Origin of the sequence: Sulfurospirillum diekertiae (assembly GCF_011769985.2) — a bacterium.
In the GTDB taxonomy this organism is placed as follows: domain Bacteria; phylum Campylobacterota; class Campylobacteria; order Campylobacterales; family Sulfurospirillaceae; genus Sulfurospirillum; species Sulfurospirillum diekertiae.
Genome location: NZ_CP039734.2, coordinates 155,835 through 177,332 on the forward strand (window position 1 = coordinate 155,835; position 21,498 = coordinate 177,332).

Annotated in this window: 25 protein-coding genes; 17 read left to right on the forward strand and 8 right to left on the reverse strand. The window is 37.1% G+C overall.

Annotated features, from left to right (window positions below; all coding sequences use genetic code 11):
- Window positions 1-13: 13 nt before the first annotated feature.
- The 15 genes from FA584_RS00880 (at window position 14) to mnmL (ending at window position 12,107) form a co-directional block, all read left to right on the forward strand.
- Complete coding sequence (locus FA584_RS00880; protein ID WP_087437482.1) at window positions 14-424, forward strand: hypothetical protein; 411 nt, start codon at window positions 14-16, stop codon at window positions 422-424.
- A 1-nt stretch (window position 425) separates the two neighbouring features.
- Complete coding sequence (locus tag FA584_RS00885) at window positions 426-1,094, forward strand: 16S rRNA (uracil(1498)-N(3))-methyltransferase (protein WP_087437483.1); 669 nt, start codon at window positions 426-428, stop codon at window positions 1,092-1,094.
- Between the two features lie 97 nt (window positions 1,095-1,191).
- Window positions 1,192-1,392, forward strand: coding sequence for a 50S ribosomal protein L31 (gene rpmE, locus FA584_RS00890; RefSeq protein WP_025343427.1), 201 nt, complete (start codon window positions 1,192-1,194; stop codon window positions 1,390-1,392).
- 12 nt (window positions 1,393-1,404) lie between these two features.
- Window positions 1,405-2,217 (forward strand): 16S rRNA (cytidine(1402)-2'-O)-methyltransferase, encoded by an 813-nt coding sequence (gene rsmI, locus FA584_RS00895; RefSeq protein ID WP_167749985.1) that lies wholly within the window; start codon window positions 1,405-1,407, stop codon window positions 2,215-2,217.
- 91 nt (window positions 2,218-2,308) lie between these two features.
- Window positions 2,309-2,992: a 23S rRNA (guanosine(2251)-2'-O)-methyltransferase RlmB gene (gene rlmB / locus FA584_RS00900; protein WP_087437485.1), complete on the forward strand. Its 684-nt coding sequence runs from the start codon at window positions 2,309-2,311 to the stop codon at window positions 2,990-2,992.
- The gene (locus FA584_RS00905) at window positions 2,985-3,911 is read left to right on the forward strand and encodes a hypothetical protein (RefSeq protein WP_087437486.1); all 927 of its coding nucleotides are present in this window, start codon (window positions 2,985-2,987) and stop codon (window positions 3,909-3,911) included. Before rlmB ends, FA584_RS00905 begins: the two co-directional genes overlap by 8 nt.
- Window positions 3,908-4,723: a hypothetical protein gene (locus FA584_RS00910; RefSeq protein WP_167749986.1), complete on the forward strand. Its 816-nt coding sequence runs from the start codon at window positions 3,908-3,910 to the stop codon at window positions 4,721-4,723. The genes FA584_RS00905 and FA584_RS00910 overlap by 4 nt, the downstream gene beginning before the upstream one ends.
- Before the next feature lie 13 nt (window positions 4,724-4,736).
- Window positions 4,737-5,948 (forward strand): LL-diaminopimelate aminotransferase, encoded by a 1,212-nt coding sequence (locus FA584_RS00915; protein WP_167749987.1) that lies wholly within the window; start codon window positions 4,737-4,739, stop codon window positions 5,946-5,948.
- A gap of 3 nt (window positions 5,949-5,951) precedes the next feature.
- Complete coding sequence (locus FA584_RS00920; protein WP_096045572.1) at window positions 5,952-7,223, forward strand: homoserine dehydrogenase; 1,272 nt, start codon at window positions 5,952-5,954, stop codon at window positions 7,221-7,223.
- Window positions 7,223-7,549 (forward strand): YraN family protein, encoded by a 327-nt coding sequence (locus FA584_RS00925; protein WP_167749988.1) that lies wholly within the window; start codon window positions 7,223-7,225, stop codon window positions 7,547-7,549. The genes FA584_RS00920 and FA584_RS00925 overlap by 1 nt, the downstream gene beginning before the upstream one ends.
- An 85-nt stretch (window positions 7,550-7,634) precedes the next feature.
- Window positions 7,635-7,955, forward strand: coding sequence for a thioredoxin (trxA, locus tag FA584_RS00930; protein ID WP_087437491.1), 321 nt, complete (start codon window positions 7,635-7,637; stop codon window positions 7,953-7,955).
- Between the two features lie 123 nt (window positions 7,956-8,078).
- The gene (locus FA584_RS00935) at window positions 8,079-9,011 is read left to right on the forward strand and encodes an NAD(P)/FAD-dependent oxidoreductase (protein ID WP_167749989.1); all 933 of its coding nucleotides are present in this window, start codon (window positions 8,079-8,081) and stop codon (window positions 9,009-9,011) included.
- An 18-nt stretch (window positions 9,012-9,029) separates the two neighbouring features.
- Complete coding sequence (gene dapB, locus FA584_RS00940) at window positions 9,030-9,797, forward strand: 4-hydroxy-tetrahydrodipicolinate reductase (RefSeq protein ID WP_096045575.1); 768 nt, start codon at window positions 9,030-9,032, stop codon at window positions 9,795-9,797.
- A 19-nt stretch (window positions 9,798-9,816) separates the two neighbouring features.
- Window positions 9,817-11,154, forward strand: coding sequence for an amidophosphoribosyltransferase (gene purF, locus FA584_RS00945; RefSeq protein ID WP_096045576.1), 1,338 nt, complete (start codon window positions 9,817-9,819; stop codon window positions 11,152-11,154).
- Window positions 11,154-12,107: a tRNA modification radical SAM protein MnmL/YtqA gene (mnmL, locus tag FA584_RS00950; protein ID WP_167749990.1), complete on the forward strand. Its 954-nt coding sequence runs from the start codon at window positions 11,154-11,156 to the stop codon at window positions 12,105-12,107. Before purF ends, mnmL begins: the two co-directional genes overlap by 1 nt.
- A 21-nt stretch (window positions 12,108-12,128) precedes the next feature.
- Here mnmL and FA584_RS00955 read toward each other — a convergent pair whose 3' ends face one another.
- The 5 genes from FA584_RS00955 to FA584_RS00975 form a co-directional block, all read right to left on the reverse strand.
- Window positions 12,129-12,668: a DUF2393 family protein gene (locus tag FA584_RS00955; protein ID WP_167749991.1), complete on the reverse strand. Its 540-nt coding sequence runs from the start codon at window positions 12,666-12,668 to the stop codon at window positions 12,129-12,131.
- Window positions 12,669-12,678: 10 nt separating this feature from the next.
- Entirely contained in the window at window positions 12,679-13,215 is a 537-nt protein-coding gene (locus FA584_RS00960) for a DUF2393 family protein (protein ID WP_167749992.1), read from the reverse strand.
- Window positions 13,205-13,888, reverse strand: coding sequence for a bifunctional phosphoribosyl-AMP cyclohydrolase/phosphoribosyl-ATP diphosphatase HisIE (hisIE, locus tag FA584_RS00965; RefSeq protein WP_167749993.1), 684 nt, complete (start codon window positions 13,886-13,888; stop codon window positions 13,205-13,207). Before hisIE ends, FA584_RS00960 begins: the two co-directional genes overlap by 11 nt.
- Window positions 13,885-14,973, reverse strand: a complete 1,089-nt coding sequence (locus tag FA584_RS00970) for an SPFH domain-containing protein (RefSeq protein ID WP_167749994.1) — start codon at window positions 14,971-14,973, stop codon at window positions 13,885-13,887. Before FA584_RS00970 ends, hisIE begins: the two co-directional genes overlap by 4 nt.
- Window positions 14,974-15,063: 90 nt before the next feature.
- Window positions 15,064-15,978 (reverse strand): branched-chain amino acid transaminase, encoded by a 915-nt coding sequence (locus FA584_RS00975; RefSeq protein ID WP_167749995.1) that lies wholly within the window; start codon window positions 15,976-15,978, stop codon window positions 15,064-15,066.
- Window positions 15,979-16,187: 209 nt separating this feature from the next.
- Between FA584_RS00975 and FA584_RS00980 the strand changes: the two genes are divergently transcribed.
- Window positions 16,188-17,606 carry an aldehyde dehydrogenase family protein gene (locus FA584_RS00980; protein ID WP_167749996.1) on the forward strand — a complete coding sequence of 473 codons (1,419 nt, stop codon included), beginning with the start codon at window positions 16,188-16,190 and terminating at the stop codon, window positions 17,604-17,606.
- A 23-nt stretch (window positions 17,607-17,629) separates the two neighbouring features.
- Window positions 17,630-18,094, forward strand: a complete 465-nt coding sequence (gene bcp, locus FA584_RS00985) for a thioredoxin-dependent thiol peroxidase (RefSeq protein ID WP_167749997.1) — start codon at window positions 17,630-17,632, stop codon at window positions 18,092-18,094.
- Between the two features lie 19 nt (window positions 18,095-18,113).
- On the opposite strand, the gene FA584_RS00990 is transcribed toward bcp, so the two are convergent.
- From FA584_RS00990 to FA584_RS00995, 3 genes are all read right to left on the reverse strand, one after another.
- On the reverse strand, window positions 18,114-18,557 hold the full coding sequence (locus FA584_RS00990; RefSeq protein ID WP_167749998.1) for a response regulator transcription factor: 444 nt from the start codon (window positions 18,555-18,557) through the stop codon (window positions 18,114-18,116).
- A gap of 2 nt (window positions 18,558-18,559) precedes the next feature.
- The gene (locus tag FA584_RS14320) at window positions 18,560-18,907 is read right to left on the reverse strand and encodes a hypothetical protein (protein ID WP_228448575.1); all 348 of its coding nucleotides are present in this window, start codon (window positions 18,905-18,907) and stop codon (window positions 18,560-18,562) included.
- Between the two features lie 86 nt (window positions 18,908-18,993).
- A complete protein-coding gene (locus tag FA584_RS00995) occupies window positions 18,994-21,438 on the reverse strand; it encodes a DUF748 domain-containing protein (RefSeq protein ID WP_228448576.1) in 2,445 nt (814 codons plus the stop codon).
- Window positions 21,439-21,498 lie beyond the last annotated feature (60 nt).

Here is a 21,498-nt window from a genome sequence, read left to right on the forward strand (position 1 = left end):
AGGATTTTTCATCATGGATGAACTAATAAGACTATCAATCCAACTGCATTTGCTTTTCATCATTCTTTTAGTGGTATTAATTGGATTAAATATTTATCTTTTAAAAAGTGACAAAACATTTCTCAAACTTTCAAAAAGGCTTGAATTAATTGCCCCTCAATATTACATTGTACTCTCAGCTATTTTCTTTACGGGTATTATTGTGATGGCAGTCCAACAGTTTAACTTCTCTTTTTCTGTATGGATTATGATTTTAGTGTGGCTTCTTATCGTTGCTTTTGGTATCAGAGGGCATAAACTTTATAAAAAAATTGAGCGAACAGAAGAGTCTCAAAGTGCCTATAAGCACTATGCCATCAAAAAATATAGCATAGATTTACTTGCTGTCATTGCGATAAGTATCCTTTTTTACATGGTACATTAAAATGCAATTTGTTTACCATCCCAATGCAGGTATTCAAACACTGAGTGTTGATGTAAGAGAGTATGAGCACATCTTTAAAGTACGGCGTATGAGTGTAGGCGAGAAGCTTCAGTGGCGCAATTTGGAAGATGTATTTCTTTATGAATATGAAATTTCTAAGATAGGCAAAAAAGAAGCAGAACTTGATCTGATAGGCAAAAAAGAGTTACCACTTTTACCTTCAAAAATTTTACATGTAGGATGGAGTATCATCGATCCCAAGATTATTGAAAAGACGCTTCCAATGCTCAATGAACTGGGAGTTTCTAAGATTAGTTTTGTCTACGCCGAATTTTCGCAAAAAAGTCACAAGCTTGATTTAGAGCGCATGAAACGAATTTTGATTAACTCATCCCAACAATGTGGACGTAGTTTACTGATGCAAATTGAAGTGCTTCCAACGCTACAAGACTATATAAAGGCATACCCTCAAAGCCATATCTTAGATTTTTCAGAAATAAAACTGAATGAGACTGAAAAAATTTCTTCCATCTTGATCGGACCAGAGGGCGGTTTGAGTCAAAAAGAGCGAATGTTACTTCAAAATCAGTCAATTGTTGGTCTTACATGTAACACAATTTTACGAAGTGAAACGGCTGTTGTCGCTGCGGCTTCCAAAATATTGGCATGACTTGAAATAATGAATCTTTTGTGCTATAATTTGCACCCTTTGGCAAGCTGTGCCAAATAATAGATTTTATTTTTATGAATAATTAAGGAAAAACATTATGAAAAAAGATATTCATCCTGAATATGTACCATGCGTTGTAACTTGTGCATGTGGAAATAGTTTTGAAACTATGTCTAACAAAGCCGAGTTAAGAATTGATATTTGTAGTTCATGCCACCCATTCTTCACGGGCAGTGAGAAGATAGTGGATGCTGCAGGTAGAGTTGAGAAATTTAAGAAAAAATATAGCTTAAAATAGTTCTTAAAACCATTGATCTATTTCATTCCTACCCCCATAGGAAACTTAGACGACATCTCCGTTAGAAGCCTTAAACTTTTAGCGGAGTGTAAAACATTGTTCTGCGAAGACACCCGAATCACTAAAAGACTTCTTTCTCTTCTGGCTCAAAAACATAACCTTGAATTTCAAATTAAAAACTTTATTTCCATGCATTCACATAACGAAGATACTGTTTTATCCACTATTGATAAAAAAATATTTGAAGAGACTGTGGGGTATCTTAGCGATGCAGGAATGCCTGGCGTTAGTGATCCAGGGGCTGCTCTAGTGCGCTTTTGCCAAAACAATGCACTCTCCTATGAAATTCTTCCAGGAGCGAATGCAGCCTTACTCGCATATGTTACAAGTGGTATTGAAACGCATCAGTTCTTGTTTTATGGCTTTTTGTCCCACAAAGGCATGGACCGCCAAAATGAGCTGTTTGAAGCACTCAATTCTCCTTATGCTGTTATTGTGTATGAATCTCCGCATCGTATTGAAAAACTTTTTGAAGAGTTAGCACAGTTTGCACCTAATCGTCAAATATTTGCGATTAAAGAGGCAACGAAATTGTACGAAAAACGTTTTTTAGGAACAGCTCTTGAAGTGCAAGAAGCATCCAAAAAAGCCAATCTCAAGGGAGAATGGGTGATTGTCATTGCACCTGAAATTCACCAAGGTGGTGAAGCCATCACTAAAGAAGATTTGATTGATCTCGACTTACCTCCTAAACAAAAGGCAAAACTCCTTTCGAAACTGACAGGCGAGAGTATTAAAGAGTGGTACACGAAACTTCAAAATTAATATCTCTATTTTGTTACATGGAATCTCCTAAAAATCGTGTTTTATAGTAAAACTAGTATTATTTTAAGCCAGTTTGGATACAATATTTGCCATGATAATCTATGGAAAACAACTCTTTTTACATCTGTTAAATCACTATCCTTCAAGGATCGAGACGGTATTCTTACCCAAGAAGTGTGACCCTAAGCTTTTTTCACAAATCGCGCGTGTCACACAAAATATCTGTACGATTGATGAGCGAAAAGCACAAGCCTTGTGTCATGGTGGAAACCATCAAGGTTTTATTGCGGAGATTAAAGATCTTGAACTTGTTCCGTTTAACGAAATCAAGCAGGGCTCTTTTTTGGTGATTTTAGACGAAGTAACGGATGTAGGCAATATTGGTGCTATTGTCCGTAGTGCCTATGCGTTTGGAGCAGACGGTTTAATTTTAAGCGGTATGAAAACCTGTAACTTGGAGGCAATTTTACGTACGAGTAGTGCCGCAGCATTTGAATTACCGATTGCATTATGCCCTTCCACACGTGATATGCTCAACGAACTGAAACAGATAGGGTTCACACTCTATGGCGCAGACATGGGTGGTGTAGATGTTAAAGAAGTGACTTTCGCACCTAAACGTGTTTTGATTATGGGAAGCGAAGGAAAGGGTTTATCGCCTAAAGTAAAAGAGCGATTAGATACAGTAGTTTCAATCAAAATGGCAAGAGCATTTGACTCTTTAAATGTGAGTGCAGCAGCTGCTGTACTGTGTGATAGGATTGCCAATGGATAATGATATCAGGGTCTTAGAAAAAATTGGTTTGCAAGAGGTTTGTAAAAGAACCCACATTGAAGTCAAGCAACTAGAGTATATGATCAACAATCAATATGACAAACTCAATAAAATTAACACATTAGGTTTTGTGAAAATTCTTTCTCGTGAGTATAAGCTTGATTTAACCGATTGGCTTGAAGGATTTTACGATTACTGGGCTGCACATAAAGCGGAAGATGAGTCTCACAAAGAGAAAATATTTATTCATGTTAAAAGTGATCGACCTTATAAAAAAGGAGCATGGATTTTTTTAGTGTTGGTTTTAATATCAGGAATTTTTGCTCTTTTCTCAATTTTTAAAATAGATATTAATTTTGACATTATGAATCTTCTTGATAAAACAAAAGTAGAAACTAATCAAACCAGTGCTTTCCAAAGTACTCCAGTCGTGCAAGCAACGGCCACTTCTTTGGGTGTTAAGGTGGAAGAACGCGTTGTTGATACCAATAGTAGTAACAGCACGACAGAAGCCGTTGTTGTGAGTATTGATGAAAACTTGACTCGTAAAACAGAAGCTAATGATACGAATAGTACGGGTTCTTCACCCCTACCAACACTGATTGAAAGCAACACAACGTTGGTGAAAGATATCCCTAAAAACAGTGCAATTATGATTCCAACTAAGCGTATTTGGGTTGGTTTTGTGAATCTTGAGACCTTTACACGTAAAGAAAGCACAAGTGATCAAAATATCACTATTGATTTAACAAAACGTCAAATTATCAAAACGGGGAATGGCTTTTTTAAACTCTCTTACGATGGGAGTGTGGAAGACTTTACCGAACAAGGATCAACGCGTTTTTTAGTTGAAGAGGGAACAATGAAAAAGATTTCCGAAGAAAAATTTATAGAGCTTAATCGAGGCAAAAATTGGTGAAAAAGCTACTTCTTATCCTAACCCTTTCGCTCTCTTTATTTGGCGCACAGACACTTCAAGACAAAATCAAAAGTTTTGTAGGTCCCACTAAATATGAAACGCAAAAGAATTTAATTCAAGTTCTTTTTGCACAAAGTAGTAATTTTACAAAGCCTAATGGCGAAGTTGACAGTGTAAAAGTGATCTCTGTTCTGAAAAAAAATGGCTTATTACAGCTTTTATACGATAAACCTATTCAATTACGATTGGCTTTTCGTACACAAAGCGATCCACTTATTTTTCTTAAAATAATCAATGAGTCCCTCGAAGCAATGGGATATAACTATTTTTTAACCAGCAATGCTTTGCGTGATAGTGCTGGGTTTGTTTGGGAAATTTATCTTCAAACGGAACATATCGTTGATCCTGAATCTTTTGCAGGGGCCCTTGTGGCTAGAGGATGCAACATAACAAATATCGTAAAAAATGATGACAATTACTGGTTCTATGACATTGATTCAAGTAATGCTTATTTAGGGGCAAAAAAACTAGAAAGTGGTGTAACAACGCCACTAGGTAAACCTTTAAAGCCTTATTGGATTGATGTTAGAAACCTTAAAGAGATCACAGTAACGGTTCATTCAGGGGATAGATGGTTTCCAGATGTAGTCTTTTTTGATGAAAATTTACATCTTTTAAGTGATGTAAAATCTGAAGAATCGACGCGAACGCTTAAGCTAAAAGTTCCTAGTAACGCAGCTTATTTGAAGATGAGCGATGCTTTTATGCTTGAAAATATAAAGCACGGATTATCTTTACAGGTAAAAGAGTAAAAGAGGAGAAAAAATGTTTGATGAAATTAGATTTAATACAATTGATAGATTACCAGGATATGTTTTTGCCGAAATTAATGAATTAAAATTAGCGGCCCGTCATGCAGGGGATGATATTATCGATTTTTCAATGGGTAACCCTGATGGAAGGACTCCACAACATATTATTGATAAGCTCGTTGAGTCAGCCCAAAAGGATGGCACGCATGGCTATTCTGTAAGTAAAGGTATTTATAAACTTCGTCTTGCCATTTGTAATTGGTATTTACGTAAATATGGAGTTACTTTAGATCCCAATACAGAAGCAGTTGCAACACTAGGAAGTAAAGAGGGTTTTGTACATTTAGCACAAGCTATCATGAATCCAGGTGATGTTGCGGTTGTACCAGATCCTGCTTATCCAATTCACGCCTATGCCTTTATGATTGCAGGTGGTAATGTTCATAAATTTGGAATAGATTATAATGAAAAATATGTACTTGATAAAGTACAATTTTTTGCAAAATTGAAAAAAGTATTTAAAGAATCAGCACCTAAGCCAAAATTTGTGGTCGTCAACTTTCCGCATAACCCTACATGCGTTACAACGGATGTTGCTTTTTACGAAGAGTTGGTTGCGTATGCTAAAGAGGAACGTTTTTACATTATCAGCGATATCGCATATGCTGATCTCTCTTTTGATGGGTATGAGACGCCTTCTATCTTCCAAGTGAAAGGTGCTAAAGATGTTGCTGTTGAGTGCTATACACTCTCAAAAAGCTACAATATGGCAGGTTGGCGTGTTGGTTTTGTTGTGGGTAATAAAAAACTTGTGGGAGCCCTTCAAAAAATCAAATCATGGTTTGATTATGGTATGTTTACTCCGATTCAAGTTGCCTCAACTGTTGCCCTTGATGGTCCACAAGAATGTGTAGATGAAATCAGAGAGACGTATCATAAACGTCGCGATATTTTGGTTGAGAGTTTTAACAATGCAGGTTGGCCGATGGAAAAACCAAAATCAACCATGTTTGTATGGGCAAAAATTCCTAAAGTTGCTGCACATTTAGGAAGTATGGAATTTGCAAAACAACTACTTCAAGAAGCAAAAATTGCTGTGAGCCCAGGCATTGGTTTTGGCGAGAGTGGTGAAGGATATGTCAGAATTGCCCTCATTGAAAATGAGAATAGAATACGCCAAGCAGCACGTAATATTAAGAAGTATTTGAAGAGTTTAGAAGGTTAGCGAATGATCAAAGTTGGAATTATTGGTGTAGGAACTGTTGGCAGCCACGTTATTAAAATTTTACAAGAAAATGAAGATATTATCACTGCGCGTAGTGGCAAAAAAATTGTTCCTATTATGGGTGTCGTAAAAGATATAACCAAAAAAAGGGATGTTAACATCCCTTTAAGTAGTGATGTTAATGATATTTTAGAAAATCCTGACGTTGATATTGTGGTCGAATTGATGGGTGGTGTGGATGAAGCTTATAAAATTGTAACACATGCTCTCAAAAATAAAAAAGCGGTTGTGACAGCGAATAAGGCTCTTTTGGCATACCACCGCTATGAACTACGCGATCTTGCAGGTACTATACCTATTGGCTACGAAGCAAGTGTTGCTGGAGGTATTCCTATTATCAAAGCTCTTCGCGAGGGGTTAAGTGCCAACCATATTGAAGCCATTAAAGGCATCATGAATGGTACATGTAATTTCATTTTAACGAAGATGATGAATGAAAAAGCAGAATTTGCAGATGTTCTGAGGGAAGCCCAAGCATTAGGGTATGCCGAAGCTGATCCAACGTTTGATGTGGGTGGATTTGATGCTGCGCATAAGCTACTCATTTTAGCGAGTATTGCCTATGGAATTGATGTGAAGCCTGAAGAGATTTTGATCGAAGGAATCGAACATATCAATAGTGAAGATATCTATTTTGCAAAAGAGTTTGGCTATAACATTAAATTGCTTGCAATTGCTAAAAAAAGTAGCGACAAAGTTGAACTTCGTGTACATCCAGCATTGGTACCTATCAAGCAGATGATTGCCAAAGTTGATGGTGTCATGAATGGCATTAGTGTTATTGGAGATCGTGTAGGTGAGACAATGTATTATGGGCCAGGTGCTGGCGGAAGTGCCACTGCAAGTGCTGTTGTTTCTGACCTCATTGATATTGCTCGGCATACACAAAATTCGCCAATGCTAGGCTTTATTAAACCACTTGAGAAAAGTGGTTTAACATTGATGAATAAAGATGAAATTTATACACAATATTACATTCGAGTTACAGTAGTAGATAGAATTGGTGTCCTCTCTAAGATTTCTGAAATTTTAGGAAAGCATTCTATTTCAATTAGTAGTTTTTTACAAAAACAAGTTGCTTATAAAAATGAGAGTGCAGTATTACTCTTTTCGACTCATATCTGTAAAGAAAAAGATATTCAAAAAGCAATTCAGGAACTAAGTGAATTGCCATTTGTTGAATTAAAACCAGCGATGATACGCATCGAGTCTTAATGGGTTTGCAAGAAGGACTAGAGGCTGAAAACAAGGCCTCATTCTTTCTAGAAAAAGAGGGCTACACACTTCTCGCACGCAATTTTCATTCAAAATTTGGTGAGATTGATATCATTGCGCTAAAAGACAACATTCTCCATTTCTGTGAAGTTAAATTTTCGGAAAAATATGACCCTATCTTAAGAATAACTGCCACAAAAATGACAAAAATCATTAAAACAATTAAGTATTATTTATTGCTGCATCCCAATTCTTATGATTATCAAATTGATGCTATTCTCGTTACACCTGAAAAAATAGAAATAATAAAAAATATTAGTTACTAAAAAAATAACTTTAACTGCTATGGTAATTTTAAAGTTAGAGTGAGTATAATTGAATATATATAAAATAACGTTTTAGGGGAAAAAAATGGGAAAATACATAGAGTTGAATGCATCAAATTTCGATAGTACTGTAGCTGATGGTGTAGCATTAGTAGATTTTTGGGCACCATGGTGTGGACCTTGTCGTATGATTGCTCCAGTGATTGAAGAATTGGCCAGTGATTTTGATGGTAAAGCAAAGATTTGCAAAGTCAATACTGATGAAGAACAAGATGTCGCAATTAAATATGGTATTCGATCAATTCCAACTATTCTTTTTTTTAAAAATGGTGAATTAGTAGACCAAATGATTGGTGCATCATCCAAACAAGTTTTAGCTGATAAAGTTAATTCACTTCTTAAATAAAATTTCTCAAGGAAGTCATTGACTTCCTTGGCTACAAAACCTCTTTTAGACTAAAATATGATTTGTATCTGTTAAATAGGCATTATATCATTCAAAAAGTTTAAAAAAAGATAAGGAAAAATCATGTTAGATCTAGCAATTATTGGTGGAGGTCCTGCTGGACTTAGTGCCGGATTGTATGCAACGCGCGGTGGTTTAAAAAATGTAGTAATGTTTGAAAAAGGACTTCCTGGTGGACAGATCACTAGTAGTAGTGAAATTGAAAATTATCCAGGAAGTGCAGAAATTTTAAGTGGATTAGATTTTATGGCGCCTTGGTCAGAACAGTGCATGCGTTTTGGCTTAAAACATGCAATGGAAGAGGTCACTCGTATTTCTAAAAATGAAGATGGTACATTTCAGATTGATTTAGCAGGTGGTAAAAGTGAACAGGCTAAAAGTGTCATCGTTTGTACAGGAAGTACTCCCAAAAAAGCTAATTTTGAAGGTGAAGCTGAATTATTTGGTAAAGGTGTGAGTACCTGCGCAACGTGTGATGGATTTTTTTATAAAAATAGAGAAGTTGTCGCTTTAGGCGGCGGTGATACTGCTTTAGAAGAAGCACTTTATCTCTCTCATATCTGTTCAAAAGTCTATTTAGTTCACAGGCGTGATACATTTAGAGCAAGCCCCAGTACGATTGAAAAAGTGAAAAATAACCCTAAAATAGAACTTGTATTAAATGTTACAGTGAAAAAAGCCTATGGCGATAAAATGGGTTTAAATGGTATTATTGTCGTAGATAATGCAGGGAACGAAAGAGATATTGTTGTTCCCGGTGTATTTGTTTTTGTTGGGATGAATGTCAATAATACCATTCTAAAGCAAAAAGATGGCAATTTTCTATGCGAAATGGATGAAAACGGTAATGTTGTTGTAGATCTTAGCATGAAAACATCTGTAAAAGGGCTTTTTGCAGCAGGTGATTTAAGGACAAAAGCTTCAAAACAAGTGGTATGTGCAGCAGGAGATGGCGCGACAGCTGGTATCCAAGCTTTAGAATATGTGAACCATTAAAAAGAAGGAAAATTTAGAATGATACATGTTGGAATTCACGGCTCAACGGGTAGGGTAGGCAGGTTGCTTATTGATAATCTGATTAAAGACAAAGAAGCAAAACCGTATGTTTTACATGCCATAGAAGAGTTTAGTTTTACTCCTCCTAAGGATGCAGTTGTTACGGATGACGTACTTACTCTTTTGCAAAAGAGTGATGTGGTCATTGATTTTACAATCTCCATTGGTACAGAAACATTGCTTGAAAATGCTTTAAAACATCCAACGCCCTTAGTGATTGGTACAACAGGATTAAATGAACACCAACATAATCTTTTAAAAGAAGCAGCCAATAATATGCCTATTCTTTATTCTACAAATATGTCTTTAGGAGTGGCTGTTCTCAATCGTTTAGTTGAGCTTGCTTCTAAAAGCCTCAGTGATTTTGATATTGAGATTGTAGAACAGCACCATCGTTTTAAAAAAGACGCACCTAGTGGTACAGCATTAACTCTTGGTGAGCATGCTGCGCGTGGACGAGGTCTCAATTTAGATGATGTTCGCATCAGTGGGCGCAATGGTCTTATTGGGGAACGTAGTAAAGATGAGATTGCCATAATGGCGCTTCGTGGTGGTGATATTGTAGGTCGTCATACGGTAGGATTTTACAATGATGGCGAGTTTATTGAAATGAATCATACTGCAACTAGTCGTGATACCTTTGCCAAAGGCGCAATTAAAGCCGCAAAGTGGATCATCAATCAACCAAATGGTCTTTATACGATTAGTGACTGTTTAGGTCTTTAAAAAAAGGTGATATGAACTTATGTGCGCAATTGTTGGTGTATTTGATGTAAAACATGCTTCTAAGATAGCCTATTATGCTCTGTTTGCGATGCAACATCGTGGACAAGAAGCAACAGGTATCAGTGCCAGTGATGGCAAAAAAATTCGTACCATTAAAGACAATGGATTAGTCACCGAAGTCTTTAATGAAGGAAAACTGGCTTTCTTACACGGAGATATGGCAATAGGTCATAATCGTTACTCTACGGCAGGAAGCGACTCAGTGAAAGATGCTCAACCCGTTGCAGCAAGTTATAAATTGGGTGATATTTCGATTGTTCATAATGGTAACCTCATTAATAAGCATGAAGTAAGAAGTAAACTTGTTGAGCAAGGTGCTATTTTTCAATCTTCTATGGATACAGAAAATATTATTCATTTAATTGCACGCTCTCAACAAGGTAAACTTAAAGACCGTATTGTGGAAGCACTGAATGTCATCAAGGGTGCTTATTGTCTTTTAATTCAAAGTAGATCAAAAATGTTTGCGATACGTGATCGTTATGGTGTCCGTCCTTTGTCGATTGGTAAAATGAAAGAGGGTGGTTATATCGTTGCAAGCGAAACGTGTGCACTTGACCTTGTAGATGCAGAGTTTGTAAGAGATGTACGACCTGGTGAGATGGTGATTTTTCAGCAAGGTAAAGAGGAGTTTGAAAGTATTCAACTCTTTGAGCCAGATCCCCATATCTGTGCTTTTGAATTTATCTATTTTGCGAGACCTGATAGTGTAATTGAAGGTAAAAATGTCTATGCTGCGCGTAAAAAAATGGGTATGAAACTGGCGGAGCTTGCTCCTGTCGAAGCAGATCTTGTTATTCCTGTTCCTGATAGTGGCGTGAGTGCAGCATTAGGTTATGCTCAAGCCAGTGGCATTCCTTTTGAAATGGCAATTGTTCGAAATCATTATGTTGGAAGAACATTTATTGAACCTACGCAAGCGGTGCGTGATCTCAAAGTGAAACTTAAACTCTCTCCTATTCATAAAATTTTAGAAGGTAAAAAAATTGTTGTGATTGATGATAGTATTGTAAGAGGTACTACTTCGAGACAAATCGTTAAATTATTAAAACGTGCAGGTGCTGCTGAGGTACACATGCGTATTGCTTCTCCAACAATTGAACATCCTTGTTTATATGGTATTGATACGCCAAGTTATAAAGAGTTGATTAGTGCCAATAAAAGCGTTGAAGAAGTTAGAGAATATATTGAAGCAGATTCATTGGCATTTTTAAGTATAGATGCACTTAAAGAGAGTATTGGAAACGATATGAATTACTCATTGGTGAGTTTTGATGGAAATTATTTTATTAAATAATGCGCGAGATTTTAACAGCGGGGCGGTATTTTAGAGGAAAATTTGGGGAGACTATTTATAAAATTCCTGTCTCAATCTCTGGATTTACCTGCCCTAATATTGATGGTACCGTCGCCAGGGGCGGTTGCATTTTTTGCGAAAATGAGTCTTTTAGCCCCAATCTAGAGCACAAGCAACCTAAGCGTTTTTACTTACACCCAACTTCTGAAAATCCTTATTTAGAGTTCCAGCTCATTCAACTCGAAGCACAGTATAAAAAGACAAGGAAAGTATTGTCAAAAAAATTTGGTGCACAAAAATTTATTATCTATTTTCAATCTTTTACCAATACTTATGCACCCCTTGCAACACTTAAAACACTCTATACAAAGGCTTTAAGCTTTGAAGGTGTTGTAGGTTTAAGTATTGGAACACGTACTGATAGCGTGACAGAAGAGGTGATCGCTTATTTAGCGGAACTTTCAAAAGAACATGAAATTTGGCTGGAATATGGTGTACAATCTTCTTCTGATGAAACATTAAAACGAATCAATAGAGGGCATGATAGTGCTAATATTGAAAAATACATTACTTTATCGCGTCAGTATGGACTTAAAATATGTGCTCATGTTATCTTTGGACTACCTGGTGAGACACCTGAGATGGCTTTAGAAAGTGTCAAATTTGCACTTAGGCTAGGTGTTAAGTCTTTTAAATTTCATCCTTTATATGTTGTTAAACAAACAGCGTTAGCCAATGATCTTAATAGAGGAGACTTTATTCCAATTTCTGAAGAGTCTTACATTCAAACGATTATTAAAGCCATCAAACTTTTACCAGAAGGTGTTATGCTTCAACGGGTGAGTGCAGGCATTGAAGACGCTACTCTTTTATCTCCATCATGGTGTTACACCAAACATCAACAAATGTTTAATATTCGTGAAGCTCTTAAAAAAGAGGGACTTCTTTACTAGAAGTAGAAGCCATCAATGGGATTAGTGACAAAAAAGCTCATAGCGTATATATGGCTTTGAAAAAGATGGAGGGTATCGCATAAAGACAGTAAAATTGCGCATTTCATTTTTATGTAGATTCTCTGCAATGACAAATTCTTTAGTTGTATCTACAGAACTGCTAGAATCCCTGCTAAAAAGATTGTCAAAAGCTGATTTTGGTTCAAAAACAATAGATCCAGATCCTGCAGAGTCGCCAAGTTCATTAGAAATTTTAACTTCTAAAATGCATTTACCTATTTGAAAATTGCCAATATTACGAATTTGTCCTGAAATAGAAAAAGATTCATTAATCAACACTTTTTTCTGTGTTATGTTTTCTAATCGAGCAACTTTAGTATATTTATCGAGTCCGTAAATGGCAAAAAAAGCAAAAATAGCCATAATAAAGATATTGGCTATAATCGGCGCAAATAGAGAAGATTTACCATCATGATTACGAATAGTTAACACGAGAACAAGAGAAAATATAAGAAGAATAAGAATAAGAATAAACCAATGAAGTAGCGTAAAATAGGTCACAGTTACTCCTTTAGTAGCACTCTGCTTTTAATGTTGCAAATACATCACCATTATATTCAAAACCATCAAAAACAGCTTGATATTCCATACTATCCTCTTTTAAAAGGTCCTTTGTAACTAATATCGACTGATTAGATATTGGTTTTAGAGAATTGAGATATGCTTTGAACCCTTGTGCCCCTGTTTGTTTAAAAATAGAAGTGCGAATCAAACAAAGCGAAAAATTTTTAGTTGATTTATTGTAGATATTTCCTTCAACAATAAGTGATGCTGAAAAGGTTAATCTCTTGACCATAGTGATTTCGGTTGTTGTTGTTCTGAATGTTTCTTCTAGTTTTTCTTTAATAAAGAAAGGTGAAATGACAAGAAGGAGAAGAGCAAAGATAACTAAAAGAAGAGACGCCGTAGAAGAGCGTCTCGCTACTAAGCTTGCTAAGATTATTAAAATAATAAAAGTAAAAAACAACCAACTAAATGCCAAATAATCATAAAGACCAAAGTGTTTAATATAGGTCAATAGTGATAATTTGAGTGCATCAGTGTTCATTACGGCTATTTTTCTCCTCTATCCCGCTGAGTCCAAAGCGTCTTTCAAGCTCTTTGGAGATCAGTGATGGATGAATATTCTTAGCTCCCAATGCAACAAGAGCATGGAACATAAGATCGGCCGCCTCATAAATGATCTCTTTGTTATCATTGTCTTTGAAGGCAAAACAAAATTCACCTGCTTCTTCGACAACTTTTTTCAAAATACTATTGTCACCTTTGTGTAGCAGTGATGCCACATAAGAGGTTTTAGGATCAGCTTTTTTGCGTTCTTGTATAATATGATAAATTTTATCGCTAATAGAATAAGCCTCAATCTCTTTGGCTGGCTCTTTAGGGGTTTCTTCAACATCTATACGGTTAAAAAAGCATGACATGCGCCCCGTATGACATGCTACACCTTCTTGCTCAACTTTGAGCAATAACGTATCGCTATCGCAATCCAAATAAGCCTCTTTAACGTGTTGTACGTGACCACTCGTTTCACCCTTTTTCCAGAGGCTTTGGCGGCTTCTGGAATAGTAGTGAGCAAATCTCGTTTGAAGTGTTAAAGAGAGCGCTTCTTGGTTCATATATGCGAGCATTAAAACCTCACCACTCTTGACGTCTTGTACAACGACAGGCAAAAGTGGTGAAGCGTTCCAGTCGATGGAATGAATTAGTGCTGAACTCATTTGCTTATACTGACCGCTTTTTGGCTATCTTTGGTATCGACCCAAATATTAGGGGTTGAACCACCGGGTGTTAGGAAAATTTTTGCATCTTTATTTTCTTTAAGTGCCTCGTTAAACTTTCCTTGGACTTCAATTTGGCGAAGTTTTAAGAGTGGATCAGAAATGCTTTCACTGATTTTTTTATTAGCATAGGCATCTGCATCCGCTTCAATTTTAACAGCGTTTGCTTCACCTTGAGCATTGATTTGTCTCGCTTTTGCTTGACCTTCCGCTTCAGCAGCACGTTTAAGGGCTTGTTGATTGGCTATTTCTACTTCATACCTTGTTCGCTCAACCTCTTGCTTCGCTACTTGAACTTTTTCAATTTGCTCTTTAATTTTTGCAGGAAGTAAAATTTCTCTGAGTTGCATGGTAAGAAGTTCTACAGGTTTGCCTGGTTGTGCGTCAATCGCTTTACGAATACCTTCTTCGATATTGACAGCAATCTCATTACGTCTTTGTGGTAACTCTTCCGCATTAAACTTACCTATAACAGCTCTTGTGACATCTCTGACAACTGGGTTAATAATTTTATCTTCCCATGCCATACCCCATGTTGCAATCGTTTGTGGTGCAGTTGTTGGTTCTAATTTATATTGAACTGTGAGTTCAATTGAAACAGGTAAGCCTCTTGCATCAAGAACAGAAATAGCTGCATTTTTTTTGATGCCAGATCCTCTTTGCAAGACTTCACCTAAGTCTTCGCTTGAAGAGTAGTTCATAATACGCACTTTAGTATCAACAATAAAAACTTGTTGAATAAAAGGGATAAAAAGATGAAATCCTGGTTCCATCGGGATCGGCTCAAATTTACCAGTCGTTGCTTTAATTCCCATTTCGCCTGAATTAATAATCACAAAAGGTTTGGCAATAACAGCAATGACGATGATTGCAATAAGCACATAAATGATTCCTGCCTTTTTACCAAGGTTTTTCATAAAATCGGGAGGTTCGATATTAAAAGGGGTGCGATTGTCATTATCGCCATTATTACTGCTTCCTCCCCCATTTTTCTTTTTAAAATAGTCGTTCAAATCTGCTGGCATAATCTTCCTTTGTTTCAATTATAAAATACGGTTTCAAGCAAAGCCAAAACTGTGCTTGGCGCTAAAGCTTGCCTCTTTCGAGGCAGGAATTTAGATAAATGTTAAGAAATGTTTGTATTTTGGATTGCGTCCGTAGACCACATCAAAATACGCTTCTTGAAGTTGTTTGGTGATAGGACCACGTTTACCATCGCCAATAATATAATTATCGATATCTTTGATTGGAGTTACTTCTGCGGCAGTGCCTGTGAAGAACGCTTCATCAGAGATATACGCTTCGTCACGTGTAATGCGTCTGCGCTCAATAGGAATGCCTGCTTCGCGCGCAAGCTCTAATACGGTTGCTTGAGTGATACTCTCAAGAGATGTGTCGTTTGGTGGAGAAATCAGCTTGCCATTTCTGACGATAAAGAAGCATTCTCCACTGCCTTCAGCGATAAATCCATCTTCATCCAAAAGTAACGCTTCTTCATAACCCGCTTCGAGTGCTTCGTATTTTGCCATTTGTGAGTTGAGGTAGTTTGCAGCAGCTTTAGCTTTTCCCATATTGGCACTGACAGGATTTCTAGCAAATGAAGAGATTTTAACGCGAATGCCGTTTTCAATGCCATCATCGCCAAGGTAACTGCCCCATTGCCATGCTGCAATCGCTGTATTCACCGGTGCTTGTGCAAGATTAAGCCCCATAACGCCGTATCCTAAATAAATCAGCGGTCTAATATAGACGTTGGAGGTAAAGTTGTTTGATTTAAGAAGTTCAATATGAGCTGCTTCGAGTTCTTCCTGGGAATAGGTCGCTTTAATGCGAGTAATTTTGGCAGAATTGAGCAAGCGTTTGGTGTGCTCTTTAAGCTTAAAAATAGCCAGACCATTGTCCGTCATGTACGCACGAGTGCCTTCAAAAACACCATTACCATAGTGAAGTGTATGGGTCAAAATATGTATTTTTGCATCATCCCATGCAACGAGTTTGCCGTCCATCCAAATGTATTTTGCTTTATCCATTTTCTACCTTCTTAAAAGTCGTTTTCTAAAGAGATACTATGGTAGCCAAAAATTGATTAAAGATAGTTTTAGTATGAAAAGTTGCGTTATACTTCAATTTGAATACGTCTTCAAAGCAAAGCTCTAAAGACTACGTTAACACTGGGCTCTCAAAGACAGAGTGCCCACGCACCCTTGGTGCTTTGAATCACAAAAGAAGGAGTAAAATTATGAAAGCAAAGCTCTATTTTGGTTCTACATGTAAGGATAAAAAAGAGTGCAAAGAGGTGTGTTCACCGTATGATGGACGCGTGGTTTCAAGCTTTTGCCTTTGCGATGCAACCGATGCCAAAGAAGTTTTAGAAATAGCACGTACGGCAGCTTTACATGTAAAACAGATTCCACTGCATCAGCGCACCAATTGGCTGTTGGATGTGGCGCAAAAGCTGGAAATTGAGCGTGAGCGAATAGCGCTTTGTATCACCGATGAGGTGGGAAAACCGATTGCTTTTTCACGCGTTGAGGTCGATCGCTGCATCGAGACGATTAAACTCTCCGCCAATGCGATGTTACATGTAAACGGCGAAACGTTTGATACCACTGCAATGCCCAGTGGTAAAAAGAGTTTATCCTTTTATAAACGCGAACCTGTAGGCGTGGTGTTAGCGATTACACCGTTTAATTTTCCGCTCAATTTAGTCGCGCACAAAATCGCCCCAGCATTGGTTGCGGGTAATGCCGTCATCTTGAAACCGACTTCACAAGCGCCACGAACGGCGTATGAACTGGTCAAACTTTTCATCGAAAGTCCGTATGCGCCAAAAGATGCGCTCAGTCTCCTTTACAGTGGTGAAGGAGTGAATGAAACACTGATCACCAGCGAAATTCCTCGCGTCATCAGTTTTACAGGCAGTGTGAGCGTTGGACGTGAGATCACGCAAAAAGCGGGGATCAAAAAAGTGGCTTTGGAGCTGGGTGGGAATGCCGCGACGTATATTGATGCTTCAGCTGATCTTGTCCTTGCGGCTAAACGATGTGCGGTGGGTGCATTTATTAATTCGGGGCAAGTATGTATTTCATTGCAACGTATTTACGTGCATGAAAGCATTTATGAATCGTTTGCACAAGCGCTGGTTAACGAGAGCAAAAGTTTACATGTAGGCTCACCGTATGATGAAAAAACTTTCATTGGACCGATGGTCAATGAAGTTGCGGTGCTCAAGGCAAAACGATGGATTCAAAGTGCCATAGACGAGGGGGCAAAACCTTTGTGTGGTTTTACATATAAAGCTCTTTTGTTTGAGCCAACGATTATGGCAGATGTAAGTGAAGCAATGGCGATTGTGTGTGAAGAGGTTTTTGCGCCGATTGTTTCACTCATTAAAGTGAAGGATTACGAAGAGGCAAAAACCAAAATGAACGCTTCAGATTATGGACTTCAATATTCCATTTTTTGTAATGATCTCTCCATAGTTCAAAGAGCAATTGATGAGCTTGAAGCGGGTGGTATTGTTATCAATGACATTCCCACATTGCGGTTTGATCTTCAGCCTTATGGTGGCATCAAACAAAGTGGCGTTGGAAAAGAAGGTCCTTATTTTGCGCTTTTGGATGACTATACTCAGATCAAATCTGTGGTAATATGCTAAAAAATATCAACAAAGGAATTTAGATGATAAAAATAGGTGATAAAGCCCCCGCTCTTAGTCTTCCCAATCAAGACAATGTAGAAATATCCCTGCGAGATTTAGAGGGCAAATGGATCGTGCTTTACTTCTACCCTAAAGACAGTACGCCTGGATGTACCACTGAGGCGTGTGATTTTACAGCAGCACTTCCAAGTTTTGAAGGTTTAAATGCTGTTGTTTTAGGTATTAGTCCTGATAGTACAGCATCGCATCAAAAGTTCATTGCCAAACAAAAACTAGAGATAACACTGCTCTCTGATGTGAGCACTGAAGTAGCGCAAAATTACGGTGTGTGGCAGTTGAAAAAGTTTTGTGGTAAAGAGTATATGGGCATTGTGCGCTCAACCTTTTTAATCGACCCAAGTGGTAAAATCGCTAAATTGTGGTCAAATGTTAAAGTCAAAGATCACGCCAGTGAAGTGAAAAAAGTTTTGGAAACATTGAGTTAAATAACAATAGTGGAGCGTTCTAGACAATATAGTTTTGAACGCTCCCTTCAGCTATGTTGATTTCGATATTGTTAATGTGCAGTTTGATTTGCTTATTGGTTGAGCTTCTTCGTAATATGGCTCTAATTCTTGCTTTTAGCTCTACCATAGAAAAAGGTTTTGCAAGATAATCATCTGCTCCAGCATCTAATCCTATGACCTTGTCTTCAAGTTCATATTTAGCGGTAAGAATAAGTACGTGCACAGATGGAATTTTTCCCTTTCGGATTTTTTCTAAAATATCAATCCCATCCATATCGGGTAAATTTAAATCTAACAATACAAGATCAAATACATCTTCAGTATATTTTTGCAATGCCATTTTGCCAGTTTGCGCTGTTACAACTGTGAAGCAATCCTGTTTTAAACTGTCTGTTAAATTTTTTAGAAGCTCAATATCATCCTCTATTATTAAGATTTTCATAGTTAATTTCTAACAGTGATTTCACATCCTACCCACTCATCACGAATAGCATCGCTGGCTTTAGGCTCATTTTGTATCAATCTTGCAGGTGCTATTTTATGCTTTGTAATCATTGTTTGTATGATAGTATCAGAGCGTTTAAGTGCTAGATTTTGAAGTGCTTCTGGCGCTATGATAATGTTCTCAGCAATTTTTGAAATCAAATTATCATTGACAGCACCAATATCCAAATTTTCATCTTTATAGGATTTTAGAAGTTTATTGTAATCATCACTAGAGTATTTTTGAATAAAGAGTTTTTTGATGGCTTTGCTATAACTATCATCTTCTTTACTCTTTTTAGGAGTCATTGCTTCTATGTGCAGTTACATTTTGCTCTTGAAGTGCTTTGGTATCAAGCGTTTCGTTGAAACTTGGAGTAACGATAAGATTGAGCTCACTTCTTTTTTTCCAAAATTTGTTGGTATTGCGCCATCTTTTCCTCTTCTGAGTCAATAAGCGCATATTCTCCTGCTGCAAAATCAATACTTTTAAGATTTTCAGTTTCGATGCCGAGGATAGAGCCTAAGAGTTTAAATGGAGAGGTTGCAATACTTCCGATGAGATTTCCAATGGCTTTCCACACAATGCTTCCATAACGAAATTCAGGGTCATTAAGATCACCACTGACGGGAAGATCAATGTCAATTTGCCCTTTAGAATCTTTTAAAATAGCAATGGCAAGTCCTAGAGGAAGATTGGTCGCATCTGCGCTTTCAATTTTATCACCCAGTGTGAGCGAATCTAGGTTAATCTTATTGGCGCCTTCCATCAATCCCTTTTTAATCTTATAGTTTAGATCCATAGAGAGTTTTCCCTCTTTGATCGCATAGCCTACAAATTTTCCAGAGTAGGGAGAAAGAGAAGGCATATCAATGTTTTTAAAGAGGATTTTGAGATTGGCTCTATTTTTTAAATCAAAAGGTAAAACTGATCCATCAATTTTTGCGTAGCCATATTTGTCAACTTTCCCTTCCAATTTTAGCACAGAAGGCTTGGTGTTTTTGGTATCGAGTGTTGACATTGATCCATTTAGACGGTCGGCAAAAGTCGCAAAAGGAAGCAGTAAAGAGGCATCTTTAAAATGGGTAGTTCCTCGTTTAAGTACGATATTCCCAATGAAGATAGCCATAGCTTCATTTTTTGTTGGTGATGTTTTTTTCATTTTAGAAGGTGCTTTTGATTGAGTTGACGAGGTTTTCAAGAGATTGGAAAAATTGGTCGTGCCATCTTTTTTGATATCAAGATTGATATAGGGTTTATCCAGGGCGATATTTTGAATACTTAATGTTGCAGGAGAAAGCGTGTAGGAAAAATTGGAAAAATTGAGTGTTTCCCAAGCAACAAGAGAATTTCTAAATTTATCTGCAAGTGAAAATTTAGAGACAGTTGCATCACCTTCAATTTTGAAAGTTGTTTGTTTGTCAAAAGAAGCTTTAATCTTAGAATTGAGTGATAATGCGCCATCTTGAATAAGAGTAGTTGTATAAAGTGCAATATAGGGTTGCGCTTTTTCTAAAGAGAGTTTATTAGCATTAATGGCTATATCTAACGAAGCAGTTGCGGGAATAAAAGTTCCTTTGAAGTTTAAAGTAGCAGTCGTATCCAGGGTACTGTTAAAATCATAGGTAATAGGATTGTTCATATCTTGCGTGATATTTTGAGCGGTTAATTTTAAGGGAGCAAAATGAGCAGGTGCACTTTTCACATTTTGATCACGCACATCAACAGTTGCCTCCTTAACTTCTAATGTTTTAAGGGCAAATTTCCAAGTGTTATTGGTCTCTTGTTTGGCGGATGATTGTACTTTTACTTGAGTTGATGGGCTTTTAGGCGTAAAAAGACGTACTAAATTAAGCGTGTAATCTTTTTCCAATTGAATATCTACAAAAGGCTTGGTAATCGTGGCTTTTTCGATGCTAATATTGGAGGTTTGCAAGTCAAAATCAATGGTTTCAAGATTAAAGGAAGGTACTTCAATAACGGGTTTATTCTCATTATCTACCAAGCGGACACTGTCTAAGGAGGCAGAAGCTTTTTCCAATGAAACAAGTGGTTTTTCTTTGCTAAGATCAATGGAAAAAGGAACTCTAAGTGAAAGTTCTCCTTGTGTAAGTGTTACTGGAATGGTTGGTAATGCGTATTTCCAAAAGTTTGAGAGAGGGAGATGCACAATATTGAGCTCGCCGTAAAACTTGAGTGGTTCAAAAGAAGCGCTACTTGCAATGGAGATTTTTTCTTCGTTTTGAAACATTACTTTAAGAGCATGAATGCTAAGGTCATCTTTATAAAAACTGAGGTTGTTGACCGTGTAATTTATAGGGCCTATGTCAAATTTAAAAGGAATGTTTGGACGTTCATCTGTAAATGTGGATTGAGCATTTTGGATTTCAACATGTTCAATGATAAAAGGCATGACAAGACTATTGTCGTGCGTAGTAAGGTTGTCATCCGTGCTGCTCTTTGGAAAAATACTTAAAAGTGCTAGGTTACCATTAGGGTCAATTTTTAGATCAACAAAAGGCTTGTCGAGGAGCAATGATTTGATAAAAAACTCTTTTTTGAACAAAGAGGTTGGCTCATAATTAACATACAAATGCTCTAAAGATACAACACTACTTCCATTGGTATCATGGAGCGCTAAATTATTTACATGTAATTCAAACGTGAAAGGGTTAAAGAGTACTTTTTCAATTGAAATTGAAAGACCCAGTTTTTCTTGAAGAAGAGTAGGTAGCTTTGTTTGTGCCCACCATGGAAGGATAATGAAACCGCTCAGTGTATAGAATGCGGGAAGAAAAATTAACCAGAATAGAACACTTTTAAGACACTTTTTTAGCATCATACACTCCTTTTTAAGGGCTTATTTATTATACAATAAATTGAAACATTTCTATTTAAA